The organism is Novosphingobium resinovorum, from assembly GCF_036352595.1.
Lineage (GTDB): Bacteria > Pseudomonadota > Alphaproteobacteria > Sphingomonadales > Sphingomonadaceae > Novosphingobium > Novosphingobium resinovorum_B.
The window spans coordinates 470,312-486,635 of record NZ_JAZFAX010000001.1; the positions used below are offsets into that span (position 1 = coordinate 470,312).

The 16,324-nt window shown below is 66.4% G+C and carries 16 protein-coding genes and 1 tRNA gene; 4 read left to right on the forward strand and 13 right to left on the reverse strand.

Annotated features, from left to right (window positions below; genetic code table 11):
- Window positions 1-38: 38 nt before the first annotated feature.
- The 3 genes from V2S85_RS02295 (at window position 39) to V2S85_RS02305 (ending at window position 4,644) form a co-directional block, all read left to right on the forward strand.
- Window positions 39-1,268 (forward strand): glycosyltransferase family 87 protein, encoded by a 1,230-nt coding sequence (locus V2S85_RS02295; RefSeq protein WP_330701247.1) that lies wholly within the window; start codon window positions 39-41, stop codon window positions 1,266-1,268.
- A 35-nt stretch (window positions 1,269-1,303) separates the two neighbouring features.
- The gene (gene malQ, locus V2S85_RS02300; RefSeq protein ID WP_330701248.1) at window positions 1,304-3,283 is read left to right on the forward strand and encodes a 4-alpha-glucanotransferase; all 1,980 of its coding nucleotides are present in this window, start codon (window positions 1,304-1,306) and stop codon (window positions 3,281-3,283) included.
- 212 nt (window positions 3,284-3,495) lie between these two features.
- Window positions 3,496-4,644, forward strand: coding sequence for an acyltransferase (locus tag V2S85_RS02305; protein ID WP_330701249.1), 1,149 nt, complete (start codon window positions 3,496-3,498; stop codon window positions 4,642-4,644).
- A 287-nt stretch (window positions 4,645-4,931) separates the two neighbouring features.
- Here V2S85_RS02305 and V2S85_RS02310 read toward each other — a convergent pair.
- From V2S85_RS02310 to V2S85_RS02370, 13 genes are all read right to left on the reverse strand, one after another.
- A tRNA-Met gene (locus V2S85_RS02310) sits at window positions 4,932-5,008 on the reverse strand.
- 107 nt (window positions 5,009-5,115) lie between these two features.
- On the reverse strand, window positions 5,116-5,679 hold the full coding sequence (locus V2S85_RS02315) for a 2'-5' RNA ligase family protein (protein ID WP_330701250.1): 564 nt from the start codon (window positions 5,677-5,679) through the stop codon (window positions 5,116-5,118).
- Window positions 5,680-6,225: 546 nt separating this feature from the next.
- Window positions 6,226-7,200: an endolytic transglycosylase MltG gene (gene mltG / locus V2S85_RS02320; protein ID WP_330701251.1), complete on the reverse strand. Its 975-nt coding sequence runs from the start codon at window positions 7,198-7,200 to the stop codon at window positions 6,226-6,228.
- A gap of 10 nt (window positions 7,201-7,210) precedes the next feature.
- The gene (fabF, locus tag V2S85_RS02325) at window positions 7,211-8,473 is read right to left on the reverse strand and encodes a beta-ketoacyl-ACP synthase II (RefSeq protein ID WP_330701252.1); all 1,263 of its coding nucleotides are present in this window, start codon (window positions 8,471-8,473) and stop codon (window positions 7,211-7,213) included.
- A gap of 177 nt (window positions 8,474-8,650) precedes the next feature.
- The gene (locus V2S85_RS02330) at window positions 8,651-8,887 is read right to left on the reverse strand and encodes an acyl carrier protein (protein WP_007679564.1); all 237 of its coding nucleotides are present in this window, start codon (window positions 8,885-8,887) and stop codon (window positions 8,651-8,653) included.
- 85 nt (window positions 8,888-8,972) lie between these two features.
- Window positions 8,973-9,233 (reverse strand): hypothetical protein, encoded by a 261-nt coding sequence (locus V2S85_RS02335; protein ID WP_330701253.1) that lies wholly within the window; start codon window positions 9,231-9,233, stop codon window positions 8,973-8,975.
- Between the two features lie 176 nt (window positions 9,234-9,409).
- Entirely contained in the window at window positions 9,410-10,087 is a 678-nt protein-coding gene (locus V2S85_RS02340; protein WP_330701254.1) for an NAD(P)H-binding protein, read from the reverse strand.
- Between the two features lie 9 nt (window positions 10,088-10,096).
- The gene (locus tag V2S85_RS02345) at window positions 10,097-11,257 is read right to left on the reverse strand and encodes a deoxyguanosinetriphosphate triphosphohydrolase (protein WP_330701255.1); all 1,161 of its coding nucleotides are present in this window, start codon (window positions 11,255-11,257) and stop codon (window positions 10,097-10,099) included.
- Between the two features lie 30 nt (window positions 11,258-11,287).
- Window positions 11,288-11,605 carry a hypothetical protein gene (locus V2S85_RS02350; protein WP_330701256.1) on the reverse strand — a complete coding sequence of 106 codons (318 nt, stop codon included), beginning with the start codon at window positions 11,603-11,605 and terminating at the stop codon, window positions 11,288-11,290.
- A 333-nt stretch (window positions 11,606-11,938) separates the two neighbouring features.
- On the reverse strand, window positions 11,939-12,301 hold the full coding sequence (locus V2S85_RS02355; protein WP_330701257.1) for a DUF2794 domain-containing protein: 363 nt from the start codon (window positions 12,299-12,301) through the stop codon (window positions 11,939-11,941).
- Window positions 12,302-12,309: 8 nt separating this feature from the next.
- On the reverse strand, window positions 12,310-13,005 hold the full coding sequence (gene epsC, locus V2S85_RS02360) for a serine O-acetyltransferase EpsC (protein WP_330701258.1): 696 nt from the start codon (window positions 13,003-13,005) through the stop codon (window positions 12,310-12,312).
- A 212-nt stretch (window positions 13,006-13,217) separates the two neighbouring features.
- Complete coding sequence (locus V2S85_RS02365; RefSeq protein ID WP_330701259.1) at window positions 13,218-13,847, reverse strand: HdaA/DnaA family protein; 630 nt, start codon at window positions 13,845-13,847, stop codon at window positions 13,218-13,220.
- 11 nt (window positions 13,848-13,858) lie between these two features.
- Window positions 13,859-15,133 (reverse strand): heavy-metal-associated domain-containing protein, encoded by a 1,275-nt coding sequence (locus V2S85_RS02370; protein WP_419198153.1) that lies wholly within the window; start codon window positions 15,131-15,133, stop codon window positions 13,859-13,861.
- A 69-nt stretch (window positions 15,134-15,202) separates the two neighbouring features.
- Between V2S85_RS02370 and purM the strand changes: the two genes are divergently transcribed.
- Window positions 15,203-16,306: a phosphoribosylformylglycinamidine cyclo-ligase gene (gene purM, locus V2S85_RS02375; RefSeq protein ID WP_330701261.1), complete on the forward strand. Its 1,104-nt coding sequence runs from the start codon at window positions 15,203-15,205 to the stop codon at window positions 16,304-16,306.
- The last annotated feature ends 18 nt before the right edge of the window (window positions 16,307-16,324 follow it).

The following is a 16,324-nucleotide window of genomic DNA, read 5'->3' on the forward strand; positions in this document are numbered from 1 at the left end:
GAGGTGATGTGACCGAGACTGCCGCAGGACCATCAGCCATGACCCGCTGGCTGCCGCACGCCCTGATCGGGCTGAGCGCGCTGCTGATCCTCCATCATCTCGCCGAGTTCGCGGCGGTGCTGCGCGAGGGGGTCGGCAAGGCGGCGCTGACGCTCGACTTTCGCACGTACATGTGCGGCGCGGCCGACCTGCGCGGACCCTACGATATCTGCCACAACGGCGAATTCGTCAGTGGCTTCGTCTATCCGCCGCCCTCGCTGGCCTATTTCCACACGCTGTCCAGGTTGCCGATCGATACCGCGTTCCTGATCCATACCGCGCTGTGCGTGGCGATGCTGGCGATGGCCACCCGGATGGTCGTCCGGATGGCGCCGCGCGCACCCGGCGAAGCCCCCAGGCCCACCGCGACGACGATCGCAGCCGTTCTTGCGGCGCTGGCGATCGCCCCGGTCGGAACCTCGCTGGCGGCGGGACAAGTCAACATCCTGCTGATGGGCGCGGCGGTGGCGGGCATGGCCTTCGCCGCCACCGACAGGCCCGCGCGCGCCGGTATCGCCATTGCCCTGGGCTTCTGGCTGAAAATCTACCCCGGCCTCGTCCCCGCCCTGTTCCTGACCCCGCGCAAGTGGCGCGCGGCAGTCGCCACCGTGATCGCCAGCGCCGTGATCGCTGCCATCGGACTGGGCTGGGCGGCACCGGAACTCTACCGGCAATATTTCCTCGAACTGCTCCCCCATGCGCAGGGCTACACGATGCCCGGCGTCGCGCAGTCGCTGGCCGGCATCGCCGCTCACGTAGAGGCGGGCGGCGGCGCGCCGATCCAGCACTTCGTGCCGATTCCGCACGGCGTGCAACTCGCGGCCAAGGGCCTCTTGGCGATCGGCATCCTGCTGGCCATGGCGCATGGCCTGGCGACCCGCGAGGCACGGCCGCTCGACAGCCTGAACCTGCTGCTCTGCGCCTCGCTGGTCGCCGCGCCGAATGCCTGGGGCTATCACTATGCGCTGATCTTCCCGGCGATTCTCTCCGCCCTGCTCGGCGCCCTCGCCCGGCCCGGTTCCCTGCGCACGCCGCTGGTGCTGGCCTGCTGGCTGGCACTGGTCGTTCCGGCCTGGACCGACCCGCCGGCCGTCCTCGGCCAGATCGCCGCGTTCAACGTCCCCTTCCGCGCGCGCTATGCGCTGGTGGCGCTGGTGCTCTGCGGCCTGATCCTGGTGGACGCCCGCAAGACTGCGCGGACGATTGCAGCGCCTCGCCAGGCAGGCTAGCCTTCCCGCGATAACTCCGGGGAACCGCGCAGCCTATGCCGACATTGCACGCGCTTGCCGAAGCGATCGGTCTGGATCGGATCTGGTGGGACGTCGATGGCAGGCAGCAGGTCGTCAGCGATGCGTCGCTGCGCACGATCGCGCTGGCGCTGGGCTATCCCGCCGCGACCGAGGCCGAGATCGCCGCCAGCACGGCCCGCCTCGCCGCCGAGGAGGCCCTGCCCCCGGCGATGATCGTCACCGACGTCGGCATGGAGACCACCCTCCCGCCAGCGCTCGCCAGTGCCGAGTTCACCTTGCCCGATGGCACCAGGCGCCGCCTTGACACCGCGCACTGGACCCTGCCCGCGATCGACGAGCCCGGCTACTACCGGCTGACCCTCAACGGCCACGCGCTCACCCTCGCCGTCGCGCCGCGCGGATGCCCTTCGGTCGCCTCGCTCGGCAAGGGCCGCATCTGGGGTCCGGCGGTCCAGATCCCCGCACTGCGCGGCACCGCCCCGCGTGCCTTCGGGACTTTCGCTGAGCTTGCCGAGGCGGTCGATGCCTTTGCCGCGCGCGGTGCGCACGCGCTGGCGATCAACCCGGTCCACGCCCTTTTCGCCGGCCATGGGCGGGATTTCAGCCCCTATTCGCCATCGAGCCGGCTCTTTCTCAACGGCGCGATGGGCGATCCCGCCCTGCTGGGCCTGCCGCCACTGCCCGAAGAGGACGCCCCGGCGGATCCCCTGATCGACTGGGAGAGCGCCCTGCCGCGCCGCCTTGCGACCTTGCGGGCCTATTACGCCGGGCTGGACGACGATATCCGGCGGCGCATCACCTCGGACAACGCGGTCCATGGCGAAGACCTCAGGCGGCAGGCGCTGTACGACGCGCTCGACGTGCATTTCCGCGCCCGGGGGGCAAACGGCTGGCAGGATTGGCCGCAGGCGTTCCACGCGCCCGATGGCCCCGCCGCTGCGACCTTCGCGCGCGAGCATGCCGCCGAAGTCGATTTCCACCTCTTCACCCAGTGGCTCGCGCGCGAAAGCCTTGCCGAAGTGCAACGCCGGGCCCGCGCGGCCGGAATGGCGGTCGGCCTGCTCGCCGACCTCGCAGTGGGCGTCCACACCGGCGGCGCGGATGCCTGGGCGATGGGCGACACCCTGCTCCAGAGCCTGACGATCGGCGCCCCGCCCGACCCGCTGGGACCGCAAGGGCAGAACTGGATGCTCACCGGCTTCTCGCCGCGCGGCCTCGCACGCAGCGGCTATGCGCCATGGATCTCGACGATCCGGGCGGCGCTTTCCACCGCCGGAGCCTTGCGTATCGACCACGCCTTCGGCCTCGCCCGGCTATGGGTCGTTCCGCAAGGCGAGCCGTCCAGCGCCGGCGCCTACTTGCGCTATCCCTTCACGGACCTGATCCGGCTCGTCACGCTGGAGGCCCATCTGGCGGGCGCGCTGATCGTCGCCGAAGACCTCGGCACGATGCCCCCCGGATTCGGCCCGGCGATCACCGCACGGGGCATGCTGGGAATGCGCGTGCTGTGGTTCGAGCGGGCCGCGGACGGGGGTTTCGTCGGCGCGCAGGACTATGACCCGCAGGCCGTCGCCATGACCGGCACGCACGATACCCCGACAGTCGCGGGATGGTGGAGCGGCCGCGACCTCGCCTGGGCCGAGGCGCTCGGCCGCCTGCCGGACGCGATGACGCCCGACGAAGCCGCTCTGCGCCGCGCGTGGGACCGGGGCCTGCTCTGGGCGACCCTCACTCACGACACCGCGCCGAGGCCGTCACCCGAAGACACCGCGCCCGTCGTCGAGGCGGCGCTGCGCCATGTCGCACGCACGCCCTGCGGTCTGGCGATCGTGCCGCTGGAGGATCTCCTCGCCGATCCCGAACAGCCGAACCTGCCGGGCACCGTTACCGAGCACCCCAACTGGCGCAGGCGGCTGGAAGCGCCGCTCGAACGGATGCTGGACGTGCCGGAAACGGTTGCTCGCGTGAAGGCGATGGAGCGGGGTGAGAGGTAATAAGTCCGAAATGGATGATGTTGATAAGGATACGGCGATGACGGCATCCCCAATGACAAGCACCTCATGCACCGCTGGAAACGCCCGGCATTCTGCTTTCAAATAAGGAAGGACACCCTTATGCTGAGCGGGATGGCGGGCACTGGCGCAACGGACAATAGTGCCGTTCGCGCAGGCTTTGCATGCCATCTCCGATGCGACCGGGGGGTTCAATGGCAAGTAAACGCCTGGATTACATAGATGCCTTGCGAGGCTTGGCGATCACGGGTGTCATCATCACCCACACCGCATCATTGGCGGGTGTCAAAGGGCCAGTCAGGAATCTGACCAATTTGGCCGGAAATGGCGTGCTACTGTTTTTCGTAGTCAGCGCCTTCACGATTTTCCTGACCTTCCATCGCGCTGCCCAGTCAGAGCAGCGGCCGGTAAGGAATTTCTTCATCAAGCGCGTGATGAGGATCGCGCCGATCTACTGGCTCGGCATGATACTTTACACTGTCGTGTACGGGCTCGGGAGCAGAGGCTGGCGCCCGGGGCCTGAAATCTGGCATTATCCCTTCCACGCGACCTTTACCAACCTGCTGGTCCCAGGCGTCGCAAGTTCCGTTGTACCGGGCGGCTGGTCGATAAGCTGTGAGATGCTTTTCTATGTCACTGTGCCGCTATGGTTTCTTCTGATCAAATCGACGCGGGCAGCCGCAATCTTCACACTGATCTGCATCACAGTGCTGCCACTGATGGTTCTTGGAATGCAGCATCTGTTCGCCCCTATGCTTGCATCGGTGCCCGCCGACGAGGTCAAAGAATACTGGTATCGTAGCTTTCCCAGCCAGCTTGGTTCTTTTTCGTTTGGAATTCTTCTATATTTCCTCATCCGAGATGGGAAAGGTAGATTTCTTCAAAACAAGTCGATCAATCTTGCCGTAATTCTCCTTGCCGCCGCGATCATGCTGGTTACGCATATGAAGCCCGCGCTTCTACCGAGGCAATACTGGTTCACTGCGTCCTGCATGCTGATCGCATGGGCACTTTCCCATCACTCCTGGAGCGGAGTCGTCAACAAATTAACAATATTCATGGGAAAGATTAGCTATTCCGGATATATATTGCATTTCCTTGTCATCGATAAATTGTTCAAGGTATTGCCAGCTCAATCTCAACCCTTGGCAACTTTCATCACGCTGTTTTCAGTGGGTATGGCAGTGACCATTCCGCTCGCTTATCTGAGCTTCAAATTCATCGAGACTCCGCTAGCGCAGCAAGCCAAGGGCTGGATCAAGCAACTAGAAAGTAAATCATCGACGCACGGTGATCTAGAAGATGATGCCCTCGCAGGCGAACTTCGCACCACCCAGGGCTAAACGAAAAGATCAGCATCAAAAGATGCGACCCGCGCGCGCAGTCCGCGCCGGGTCGCCATCGCCCCCTCGTGCAGGTCCGCGATGCCATTCAGCAATCGCCCTCTTTGGTCACCCGCAAGGATAAGCTACGGTGTCGAATATCGATCACCGACCAGCGATCTTTTGCCAAAAATATTTTTATCCGAGGGATGCGACTGACAAAAGCCGCTGGTCGCGGAGGCAATCGATGCGCTCCGAACAGGTAGCTACCCTGCATACTTCTCTATGCCTAGCAGCAGAGAAATGGATGGTAGCGGAGGAGGGACTCGAACCCCCGACACGCGGATTATGATTCCGCTGCTCTAACCGACTGAGCTACTCCGCCATACCAAAGCTTCCCGCTCGGGAAGCTCGATCTGGTGCCCCGTTGCTGCGGGGCAGGCCGCGTCCTCTAGGGGCAAGGTCCGCATCGGTCAACACCGAAAAACATCGTCAGCCACGAAAAATGACGAGCCGGATCGGACGCCACAATCCCTCCTCCCAGGCATAAAGACCAAAGCCCCGGAAACGGAACGCAGTCGGCTCCAGACGTGCCGCCAATTGCGCCTGCAGCAACCTGGCTGCCTGCGCCGTGACCTTGTTCTGGATGGTCACATGAAGCTTCAGCGGCTGCGCATCCTGCTGCGTCAGCAGCCCGTGCATGCGCTCGGCGATCAGGCCATGGAGTTCGACCATCGCCGGACTGTGGACGGCAAGCGCAGTGCCCGTATCGAGCTTCATCAACCCGTCGATCCGGGCCGTCGGGGGAGAGGCCCGCGCGAGGTCCGTGAGCACTTCGAGGAGTTCGTCCTCCACCGACGCGGGCAGCGCGTGGAACAAGGTTACGTGCGCTTGCAGGCGGTTCCGGTCCGGAGGATAGTGCTCCCTCCGCAAGGCGTCGGTCCATGCGAGCACGTCCCTGGGGAGTTCAGCGGTGACCAGAAGCGGCGCCCCTGCCTTGCGCGGCCCTCTGGCGATCCAGTCCGCGGGGGCTTGGTTCTCAGCATGTCGCGGCATCGAATCTCCACCCCTGGCCGAACGCAGGTCTCCCGTCCCGATTGCCAGAACGGACGGGTGCAGGCAAAGTTCGTCGCAAAGTCCGTACCTGGGGAGGGACGGTCAAACGGGGGAAGACCATGCGCGCATTCACCTTCGTCGCAATTGCCATCCTGCTCTGGAACCTGCTGGGCGATGCCGCATACCTGATGCAGGTCAATGCCGATCTCGATCCCCTTGCCAAGGACGATCCGGTCACCGCAGCGGCATTCCACGCCATGCCCGCGTGGGCATGGGGCGCCTACGCCGTTGCGGTCTGGGGCGGCACCATCGGCGCCGTTCTGCTCCTGCTGCGACGCGAGATCGCGTGGGTGTTCTTCGCGCTTTCGCTCGCGGGCGTCGCCTTGCAGTTCGGCTGGAGCTTCCTCGGCTTCGGGATCGTCGCGGCCAAGGGGTGGTCGGCGGCGGTGTTCCCGGCCGTGATCTTCGGAATCGCCCTCGCCTCGCTACTATATGCGCGGGCCGGTGCCGCTCAAATCCGCCCTCGGCGGATTTGCGAACGGGTTCTTACAACTCCCCCCGCTCGCGGCGGATGGCGAACCACTTGGCGACGTTGCGGTTGTGCTCGGCCAGGGTGCCTGCAAAGGCGTGGCCGCCGGTGCCGTCGGCGACCATGTAGAGCGCGTCGGTCTTCGCCGGGTTCAGCACCGCCGCGATCGATTCGCGGCTGGGGTTGGTGATCGGCCCCTTGGGCAGGCCGACCATCGTGTAGGTATTGTAGCCGTTGACCGCCTGGATCTCCGACTGGAGGATGCGGCGGCCGAGGCGTTTGCCCTTGGTGATCGGGTAGATGATCGTCGGGTCCGCCTGCAGCAGCATGCCGGTGCGCAGGCGGTTGGAATAGAGCCCGGCGACCATGCGGCGCTCGGAGGGCTTGCCGGTTTCCTTCTCGACGATCGAGGCCAGCGTCAGCGCCTCCTCGGGCGTCTTGACGACGAGACCCTTGGCGCGGTTCGCCCACAGTTCCTTGAGCGTGCGGCTCATCGCCGCCTGCATGCGCCGCACCAGTTCCTCGCGCGGCTCGCCGTTCTCGAAGTTGTAGGTGTCGGGCAGGATCGAGCCTTCTTCCGGCACCGAGACATCGCCGGTCAGCGCGGTCTGCGCCTTGAGGCGGTCGTAGACCATGACCGAGGGCATGCCTTCGGGCACCGTCACGAAGCGGCGGATGATCTCGTCGCTGGAGATGATCGCCAGCACGCGCGAGGGGCTGGCGTGGGCGGGGATGGCGAATTCGCCCGCCTTGATCCCGCTGCCGCCGCCGAACACGCGCGCGCGCAGCTTGAAGCCGGTGGCGGAGGCGATCACGCCCTGCTTTTCCAGCCGGTCCGCCACGTCGCCAAGGCTGGCGCCGGTGGGGACGATGAAGTGCTGCTGCTTGTCCAGCGGGCCGGAGCCGTACCAGCCGCCGAAGAACGCCCAGAGGCTCCCGACGAAGAGAACGGCGACGATTGCCGCCAGGCCGCATCCGCGCCGGGAGATCATGGGATTTGTCTCAGTCGATCTTACGCATCACCAGGCTGGCGTTGGTACCGCCGAACCCGAAGCTGTTGTTGAGCACCGCCCGCACTTCGCGCTTCTTGGCGACGTGAGGCACGAGGTCGACGCCGATGCAGCTCTCGCTCGGGTTGTCGAGGTTGAGGGTCGGCGGGACGATCTGGTCGCGCAGCGCAAGGATGCAGAAGATCGATTCGACCGCGCCTGCACCGCCGAGAAGGTGGCCGATCGCCGACTTGGTCGAACTCATCGAGACGCCGTCGATCGCTTCGCCGAACAGGCGGCGCACCGCGCCCAGTTCCAGTTCGTCGCCCAGCGGGGTCGAGGTGCCGTGGGCGTTGATGTAGTCGATGTCCTTGGGCTCAAGCCCCGCCTTGCGCAGCGCCATCGCCATCGAGCGGTACGCGCCCGAGCCTTCCGGGTGCGGCGCGGTGACGTGGTATGCGTCGCCCGAAAGGCCGTAGCCGAGGACTTCGCAGTAGATCTTGGCGCCGCGGGCCTTCGCGTGCTCATATTCCTCGAGCACGACGACGCCTGCGCCCTCGCCCATCAGGAAGCCGTCGCGGTCCTTGTCGTAGGGGCGGCTGGCCTTCTCCGGCTCGTCGTTGAACGAGGTGGAGAGGGCGCGCGCCTGCGCGAAGCCGGCGATGCCGATCGGGCAGATGGTGCTTTCCGCGCCGCCTGCCAGCATGATGTCGGCGTCGCCGTCCTTGATCATGCGCGCGGCGTCGCCGATCGAGTGGGCGCCGGTCGAGCAGGCGGTGACGACAGCGTGGTTCGGGCCCATCAGGCCGTACTTGATCGAGACCTGGCCCGAGATCAGGTTGATGAGTCGGCCATGCACGAAGTGCGGCGAGACGCGGGCCGGACCCTTGTTCGCCAGCACCAGCGATTCGCTTTCGATGCCCGGCAGGCCGCCGATGCCCGAACCGATCGAGCAACCGGCCATCAGGCGGGTCGCCTCGTCCATGTCGGTGAGGCCCGCGTCCTCGATCGCCTGGCCGGCGGCGTCGATGCCGAAGACGATGAAGGGATCGACCTGGCGCTGAACCTTGTGATCGACACGCTTATTGGCGTCGAACCCGTATTCATGGTCGGCCGGCTTCACCTCGGCGGCGATGCGGCACTTCTGGTCCGAAGCATCGAACTTGGTGATCGGCCCTGCGCCCGACTTGCCGGCAAGGAGGTTGGCCCAAACGGTCTCCACGTCAGCGCCCAGGGGGGTGACGAGACCAAGTCCGGTTACGACGACACGACGCATAAGCTCTCCGAAACTCTCAAACGGCCGAAATTCGCAACCCGGATCGGCTGGGCGAAAACGGCGACAGGCTCGCCCCCTTAGAGGGCGAGCCTGTCGATTTCAATCCGGTGTTGCATTCACGCCCCACCCCTCACGAGCGAGGCGCGAAAATGCAAGACGCCAGATCAGCCTCAGGGATTAACCCTTGTTCTCTTCGATGTACTTGATGGCATCGGAGACGGTGCTGATCTTCTCGGCGGCATCGTCGGGAATCTCGACGCCGAATTCTTCTTCGAACGCCATGACCAGCTCGACGATGTCGAGCGAGTCGGCGCCCAGATCGTCGATGAAGCTGGCGTCCTCGGTGACCTTCTCGGCTTCGACGCCAAGGTGCTCGACGACGATCTTCTTAACCCGATCGGCGGTATCGCTCATGTGTATAGACCCCTTCGAAAATAGGCGGGTTTGAATTACGCTAGTCGCCCTAAAGACTGGCAAGGGCGCTGGCAAGGGCCTTGGATCAGGCCCCGAATGTGACATGTCCCGCGTTATCCACGGTCTGCGCCGGATTCCAAGCGATTTCCGGCGCATGACCGTACGAATCAGCGACATATCCACGACGACCGTGATGCGGTGAACTGGCGGCAGAGCGCGGCACGGTGCATCTGGCGAGAGCGAGGCGGGGCATAGCAGCATCGACGGCGGACTCGCTTGCGACATCAAGAGCCAGCGCTGTGACATCCGCAACGCCGAAGGTGATGACGGAAATCTGCCGTTGCATGGCACCAACTCCCACCTTGCACCGGCGCCCTGCGGGTATCGCATGTCGATCGAGCTGGCCCGTTCACCTTTTCCCTCGCCTCCAGGGTTTGGCGAAGGGTTCGTCAGGTGGTTGTCCCGCAGGGCATGTAGGGCGAAGCGATGGCCCCTGAAACAAGGATGAGCGCAAGACGAAAGCTACGCGGGGAGCGCGGTCCGCTTCAGCGCGTCATGCTCGTGCACGAAGCGTCCTTGCGCCTTCTCCCGCGACAGTCCCAGGATCGCCCGCGCCACGTCGCGCGCCCGGATTGATCGGAACCGGCGCAGTCTGCCATGCAGCGCAAGGTGATCCGCGATCGGTGCGGCCAGCTGCCATGCCCGCTCCAGCGGCCGCTGCTCCTCGCGCGCACCGCGCAGCAGGCTTGGCCGCAGCACGTCGAGCCGTCCGAAGCCGAGCCGCCCCAGCGCCTCTTCCGCCTCACCCTTGACGCTGAGATAGAAATTCGTGCTCGCCCGGTCGGCCTCCACGGACGACACCACGATCATGCGATTGATCCCCGCGCCCCGCGCCGCCTCGGCGGTAAAACGGACGAGATCGTAATCGACCGCGCGGAACTGCTCCTGGCTGCCTGCCGCCCTGATCGTGGTACCCAGCGCGCAGACCAGCACGTCGGCCTGCGCCGCGCGGATCAGCCCGGGCCAGTCGATCGGCTCGCCCACCAGCATCTCCATGCGCGCACCCGGCGGCAGCACCGCCTCGCGCCGGCCGACACCGACGATCCGCACGTCCTCGCGCCCGACCGCCTCGGCCATCACGGCAGAGCCGACCAGCCCGGTCGCGCCGACCAGGCAGATTCTCGTTACCCCCTGCGCCATCGTCAGAGCCTAGACATTGCTCAGGCCCTCGGGCGTACGGCCGTAGATCTCCGCATGGCGGGCGATAGCGAAGCGGTCGGTCATGCCGGCGATGTAGTCGGCGATATGGCGGCTGCGGGCGGGCTCGTAACGCGGCATCGTATCGATCCAGCTTTCGTCCATCAGCACCGTCTCCTGCGAGTAGGCCGAATAGAGTTCCGCCAGCAGCGCCCGCGCACGCTTCGCCGTCTCCAACTGCTCCGGGTGGTAGTACAGCTTCTCGTACATGAAGCGCTTGAAGGCACGCTCACCCTCGGCCATCTCGGGCGAGAAGGCCACCAGTGCCTTGCCCGCGTTACGAACCTCCTCAATGCTGCCCACGCCGACGAGATTCTTCTGCGTCTGCGCGACGAGATCGTTGACCATGACGCCGATCTGGCTGCGGATCAGCTCCGCCAACTGCCGGTCGAGCGGCACGCCGGGATAGCGGCGCTCCACCTCGGCCCAGTGATCGAACACGAAAGGATGCGCCAGCAGTTCGTCGAGGTCGAGAAACCCCGCGCGCAGGCCATCGTCGATATCGTGGTTGTCATAGGCGATGTCGTCAGACAGCGCCGCGACCTGCGCCTCAAGCGAGGCATGGGTGCCGAGGTCGAGATTGTACGCGGCATCGAGTTCGGCCAGCGCCCAGGTCGGCTCCAGCACCGGGCCGTTGTGCTTGGCCAGGCCCTCCAGCGTCTCCCACGTCAGGTTGAGACCGTCGTGCTCGCAATAGGGGCTGTCCAGCCGCATCAGCGTGCGCAGCGTATGGGCGTTGTGATCGAACCCGCCCGCCTTGTGGAGCGCGGCGTCGAGCGCGTCCTCCCCGGCATGACCGAACGGCGGATGACCGATATCGTGCGCCAGCGCCAATGCCTCGGTCAGATCCTCGTCGAGCCCCAGAATGCGCGCGATCACGCGGGCGATCTGCGCCACTTCCAGACTGTGCGTCAGGCGCACGCGGTAGTGGTCGCCATCGGGGGCCACGAACACCTGCGTCTTGTAACGCAACCGCCGGAACGCGATCGAATGGATGATCCGGTCGCGGTCACGCTGATAGGGGCTGCGCGCGCCGCGGGCGATGCCGTTCTCGATCGAAAACTCGCGCCCGCGCGAACGGGACGGGTCGGAGGCGTAGGGTGCGAGCGTCAAGGAGAACTCCGGCGATTGTCGCCGTGAGCCCTAGCGGGATAGTCCACTGCTGCACAAGAGCAGCGAGGTCGCCGTCACCTTGACCACGCGCGGATCATCGATCTCGCGGGCGGCCTCGACCATGCCCCCGGGCGTATGCGCGGCCTTCTGCAACGCGGTGAGCTTGTGTATCTGGCGCAGCGACAGCTTGCGCACGAGACGCTCGCCCATGCACGCGGCGGCCCTGTCGTTCAGCCCGGCCTCGGCGAAGGCGGTGCGCACGCGGTACGCGGCATACCAGTGGGCGCCGAACCAGGTGACGGTGCACAGCACGGCGATGAGGATGACGGTCTTGACGAGGCGGATCATGAGGGCGGGATTACACCGGGCGCGGGCGCAAGGAAACACCATGCGAGGAAGATGGAAGGCATGTTCAGGGTGATGGCGGCTTCGGGTGGGAAGCGGTCATCCGTCATCCCGGCGCATGCCGGGACCGTGAGCAAATCTTGAGGCGATGGCCATCGTCAGGGCGCCCCGGCGCAAGGTTGCGCCTAAAGACGGCCCACGGTCCCGGCATGCGCCGGGATGACGATCATGTCCAACGTCCGCCATGGCGTGTAACCTGCAATTCAGAAGTCTCGTTATGCAAGCGGGGCGAAGCACCCCAATGCGCCGCAACACCGCCGTCAGCACTCCGAACAGTCAGTCCTCGACGACCTTGAGCAGCTTGCGTTCCAGCGGGCTCAGCACGTTCGACAAGTCGTGCCCGCGCTTGAGCACCTGCCCCACTTCGCCGAACAGCGTCCACATGCCCTGCTTGCCGCGCAGCGCCGGGCGTTTCTCGACCCGCGCCTGCGGGCGTTCGGCAGCGCGGCGAAAGGCGCTGAAGCTGGCTGCCTCACGCGTGAAGTCCATCGCGTAGTCACGCCACAGCCCCGCCGCGACCATGCGGCCGTAGAGATCGAGGATGCGCTGTAGTTCGAGCCGGTCGAAGCCGACCTGCGAAGCCGCCTGCGCGCCGGGAAAGGCGATGATGCTGCCGGTAACGGGGCCGCCTGCCGCCATTCAGCCGGTCACCACCGCTCGTTCTCGCGCGCGGGCTGGACGCGCTCGGCGAGCAGTTCCTCGACTTGCGCGCGCAGCAGGGCGACCTGCTGTTCCAGATCGTCGACGCGCTGGTTGCCGCCGGTGGGCTCGCACGGCTCCTTGCAGGGGGTGCCGTAAGGCATGAATTCCCTGGCCCAGGTCTCCGCCTTGACCAGCGTAGAGCGGGCCTTGAGCCCGATCATCGTCGCGCCTTCGGGCACGTCCTCGGTCACTACCGCGCTGGCGCCGATGCGGGCGCGGCGGCCGATGGTGACCGGGCCGATGATCTGCGCGCCCGAGCCGACGATCACATTGTCGAGCAGGGTCGGGTGGCGTTTGCCGCCGACGCCGTTGGTGGGATTGGAGCCGCCCAGCGTCACGCACTGGTAGATCGTCACGTTGTCGCCGATCACCGCCGTCTCGCCGATCACGGTGAAGCCGTGGTCGATGAAGAAGTTGCGGCCGATCTGCGCGCCGGGATGGATGTCGATGGCGGTGAGGAAGCGCGACAGGTGGTTCACCACGCGCGCGAGGAAGAACAGGTCGGCCTGGAACAGAGCATGTGCGATGCGGTGCCAGAACAGCGCCCAGACGCCGGGATAGAGCAGCACTTCCCAGCGCGAACGCGGCGCGGGATCGCGCGCGACGACGGAATCCAGGTAGCGGACGAGATTAGCCAGCATTTCCCAAGACTCCCATCATTCGATCCACTTTGCAACCACCGCGCAAAGCCGCCCTCACATTGACGTCTGGAAATGCGCAGGATGCGCATTTCGCGGCGCCGGCCCTCTCCCCCACCCGGCCACCCGACGACAGTACCCTATGGGTGGCCGGGTGGGGGAGAGGGCCGGCGCCGTCTCAAAAATGCCCGGCGAGGGCATTTTTCAGACAAGCACTAAACCCGGCCGCCTTTAGTCTCTTCCAGTGCTTCGCGCCAGATGGCCATTGTGGGGGCCGACTTGCGCTCCAGACTGAGCCGGTCGATCGCGGCGACTAGGTGTTCGACGCCCACATGGCTACGGGTGCAACGTCCTACAAGATACTGCGTTGCCGAATGATCGAGTGCGAGGCCGCGCATTTCGGCATGAACTTCCATCAGTGCCACCAGCATCTCGTCGTCCGGCTCGCCGATCGTCAGGTTGAGCGCCGCTCCCAGCCGCGAGGACAAGTCGGGCAATCGCACCCGCCAGTGCGCGGCATCGCTGTCGCCGACGCCGGGCATGAACGGCTTGTCCGCCACGACCAGCAGCGGCCGCGCCCGTTCCTGTGCTCGGTTCCAGCGATGGAAAAGCGCGTCCTCCGGCACCTCCTGTGCATCGTCGATGGCGTCCCCCGCCCCCGATTCGGCGAACCAGCGTGCCAGCAGCGATTTGCCCGAACGCGGCGGGCCGGAAAGGATCGCGACCCCGAATGGCCAGGTGCCGGGCGATGTGAGTGCGTCGATCGCGGGCGCATTGGCTTCGCCCACGACGATTCGCGGCGGACTGTCGCTCGCGGCGGACAGCGGAAGGGCGATCTGTCGCATCGCGAGGAAGCCTAGCGGCTGATCCTCAGCGAGGCGCCCCCGCCGGAAACCTTCCAGCCCTGCGCGCGCAGGGCCGAGGCGAGTCGCTCACCCCCGCCCGCGACCGAGACGCGCATCACCGAGGTGCCGCCGATGGCCAGGCTGACCGTCGCCGCGCCCTGGACGCCGGGAACACCGCGCACGGCCGCGAGCGCGGCATCGACGGCGGCGGCGTCAGGCGTCGCGAACTGGACGGTGACTGCCTCTACCGGGGCGCCCGAGACGTCCTCGGTGCGAATCACCGGGGCGGGCGGCGGCGGCGCCAGCGCCGGCTCGTCACCCTTGGGCATCAGTTTCTCGCGCAGTTCGGCGAAGGCACGGTCCAGCGCCTCGCCGCCCGCGTTGATCGAGGGATCGGGCCGCAGTTGCCCGGTCGCCAGCGCCTCGCGATAGAGCCCGTCGACGCGGGTGACCGCCTCGTCCAGCATGCGCGGCAGATCCTGCTCGCTGGCGGCGTCCATCGTGAAGCTGCCGAGCACTTCGCTGTCCGGGCCGTAACGCGCCGTGAAGGTGCCCTTGATCGGACCGCCCGGCCATTGCCGCTCCAGCCGCGCGACCGGCATCAGCACGTCCGAGGCATCGAACTGGCCCAGCACGGTGCGCCACCACAGGCGGCTGCGGCGCGAGGTCTGCCCGGCGGTGAGAATCAGCGATTCGCCGCCAGAGCCGGTCGGCCGCACGTAGTCCACCGGGCTCGTCGCCGCCTGGAACTCCGCCCAGGCCCGCTGCCACGGGCCGCGGACCTCGAAGACCTGCCGCACCCCGCCCGAATCGAGCACCGGGATCAGCAGCAATGGCGCCGAACGCGGACCCGAGCCCGCCCCCGCGCCGACGTACTGCCCGGCCTTGGCCTTGTCGAAGATAACGCCGAGCGTCGCGATATAGCGCTTCGGGCCGATCTGCTCGTGACCGATGACCACCGAGGACACCATCGCGTCGATCGATTCGACCGCCATGTCCGGCCCGCCCAGCTTCTTCCAGGCTTCCTTTTCCGCCAGTTTCCACCCGTCGAGACGCGCCTGCGCGCCGGTCTTGGCGGTGACGTCCACGGTGATGCCGCTGACCTGGATGTCCTGCGAATTGGCGAGCGGCGCGATGCCGCGATCGCCCTCGATCTGCGCGAGAAGCTGCACGCCGGTGATGCCGGCGACGGCCAGCGCGGCCGCGCCTCCCCACAGGAGAGCCGTCTTTCGGGCCGTCCCCATCCGGTCGGTCCGAGGGGTTTTTGGGAGGATCGTGATCGCCATTGTCGAAACCGGGGGCCTTGTGCCCAATCGAAGATGGAAATCCAAGTCACAAACGGCTAGGCGGCCGCAATGTCCGACGATAACTCCCCGAAGAGCTACAGCTACGAGCAGGCCGGCGTCTCGATCGCCGCCGGAAATGCGCTGGTCAAGGCCATCGCCCCGCTCGCGAAATCCACCGCGCGTCCCGGCGCCGATGCGGAGTTGGGAGGCTTCGGCGGCTTCTTCGATCCGCGCGCGGCCGGCTACAAGGATCCGCTGCTGGTCGCCGCCAACGACGGCGTCGGCACCAAGGTCAAGCTGGCGATCGACCACGACCGCCACGACCACATCGGCATCGACCTCGTCGCCATGTGCGTCAACGACCTTATCGTGCAGGGCGCCGAGCCGCTGTTCTTCCTCGACTATTTCGCCACCGGCAAGCTGGAGAACGGCGTCGCCGAGCGCGTCGTCGCGGGCATCGCGGAAGGCTGCAAGATTTCCGGCTGCGCCCTCATCGGCGGCGAGACGGCCGAGATGCCGGGCATGTATGCGGCCGGCGACTATGACCTCGCGGGCTTCTGCGTCGGCGCGGTAGAGCGCGGCGAGCAGCTGACCGGCGACAAGGTCGCGGCCGGCGACGTGCTGCTCGGCCTCGCCTCTTCGGGCGTCCATTCCAACGGCTACTCGCTGGTGCGCCGACTCGCGCAGGACAAGGGCTGGAAGCTCAACCGCCCTGCCCTGTTCGATGCCGACACGCTGCTGATCGACGCGCTGATCGCGCCGACCCGCATCTACGTGAAGAGCCTGCTGCCCTTCATCCGCGCGGGCCGGATCCACGCCCTCGCCCACATCACCGGCGGCGGCCTGCTGGAGAACATTCCTCGCGTGCTGCCCAAGGGCCTGCACGCCCGCATCGACGCCGATGCCTGGCCGCAGCCGCGCCTGATGGCGTTCCTGCAGGCGCAGGGCAACATCGAGCCGGGCGAGATGGCGCGCACCTTCAACTGCGGCGTCGGCATGGTGCTGGCGGTCGCGGCCGACGAGGCCGAGGCGCTCAAGGCCGACCTCGAAGCCGCCGGAGAGACCGTCTTCACCATCGGCCGCATCGAGCCGGGCGAAAAGGGTTGTACCGTGGCAGGATCGGCCGAGGCGTGGTCCGCGCGCGAGCCGTGGGAAGCCGTTCACATCGGTTGATGTCGCCAACCGGTCGCC

Excerpts from the sequence above, each read along its gene's own strand:
- V2S85_RS02295 (WP_330701247.1), top strand. The coding sequence starts at position 39 with ATGACCCGCTGGCTGCCGCACGCCCTGATCGGGCTGAGCGCGCTGCTG.
- malQ (WP_330701248.1), top strand. The coding sequence starts at position 1,304 with ATGCCGACATTGCACGCGCTTGCCGAAGCGATCGGTCTGGATCGGATC.
- V2S85_RS02305 (WP_330701249.1), top strand. The coding sequence starts at position 3,496 with ATGGCAAGTAAACGCCTGGATTACATAGATGCCTTGCGAGGCTTGGCG.
- V2S85_RS02315 (WP_330701250.1), bottom strand. The coding sequence starts at position 5,679 with ATGCCGCGACATGCTGAGAACCAAGCCCCCGCGGACTGGATCGCCAGA.
- mltG (WP_330701251.1), bottom strand. The coding sequence starts at position 7,200 with ATGATCTCCCGGCGCGGATGCGGCCTGGCGGCAATCGTCGCCGTTCTC.
- fabF (WP_330701252.1), bottom strand. The coding sequence starts at position 8,473 with ATGCGTCGTGTCGTCGTAACCGGACTTGGTCTCGTCACCCCCCTGGGC.
- V2S85_RS02330 (WP_007679564.1), bottom strand. The coding sequence starts at position 8,887 with ATGAGCGATACCGCCGATCGGGTTAAGAAGATCGTCGTCGAGCACCTT.
- V2S85_RS02335 (WP_330701253.1), bottom strand. The coding sequence starts at position 9,233 with ATGCAACGGCAGATTTCCGTCATCACCTTCGGCGTTGCGGATGTCACA.
- V2S85_RS02340 (WP_330701254.1), bottom strand. The coding sequence starts at position 10,087 with ATGGCGCAGGGGGTAACGAGAATCTGCCTGGTCGGCGCGACCGGGCTG.
- V2S85_RS02350 (WP_330701256.1), bottom strand. The coding sequence starts at position 11,605 with ATGATCCGCCTCGTCAAGACCGTCATCCTCATCGCCGTGCTGTGCACC.
- V2S85_RS02355 (WP_330701257.1), bottom strand. The coding sequence starts at position 12,301 with ATGGCGGCAGGCGGCCCCGTTACCGGCAGCATCATCGCCTTTCCCGGC.
- epsC (WP_330701258.1), bottom strand. The coding sequence starts at position 13,005 with ATGCTGGCTAATCTCGTCCGCTACCTGGATTCCGTCGTCGCGCGCGAT.
- V2S85_RS02365 (WP_330701259.1), bottom strand. The coding sequence starts at position 13,847 with ATGCGACAGATCGCCCTTCCGCTGTCCGCCGCGAGCGACAGTCCGCCG.
- V2S85_RS02370 (WP_419198153.1), bottom strand. The coding sequence starts at position 15,133 with ATGGCGATCACGATCCTCCCAAAAACCCCTCGGACCGACCGGATGGGG.
- purM (WP_330701261.1), top strand. The coding sequence starts at position 15,203 with ATGTCCGACGATAACTCCCCGAAGAGCTACAGCTACGAGCAGGCCGGC.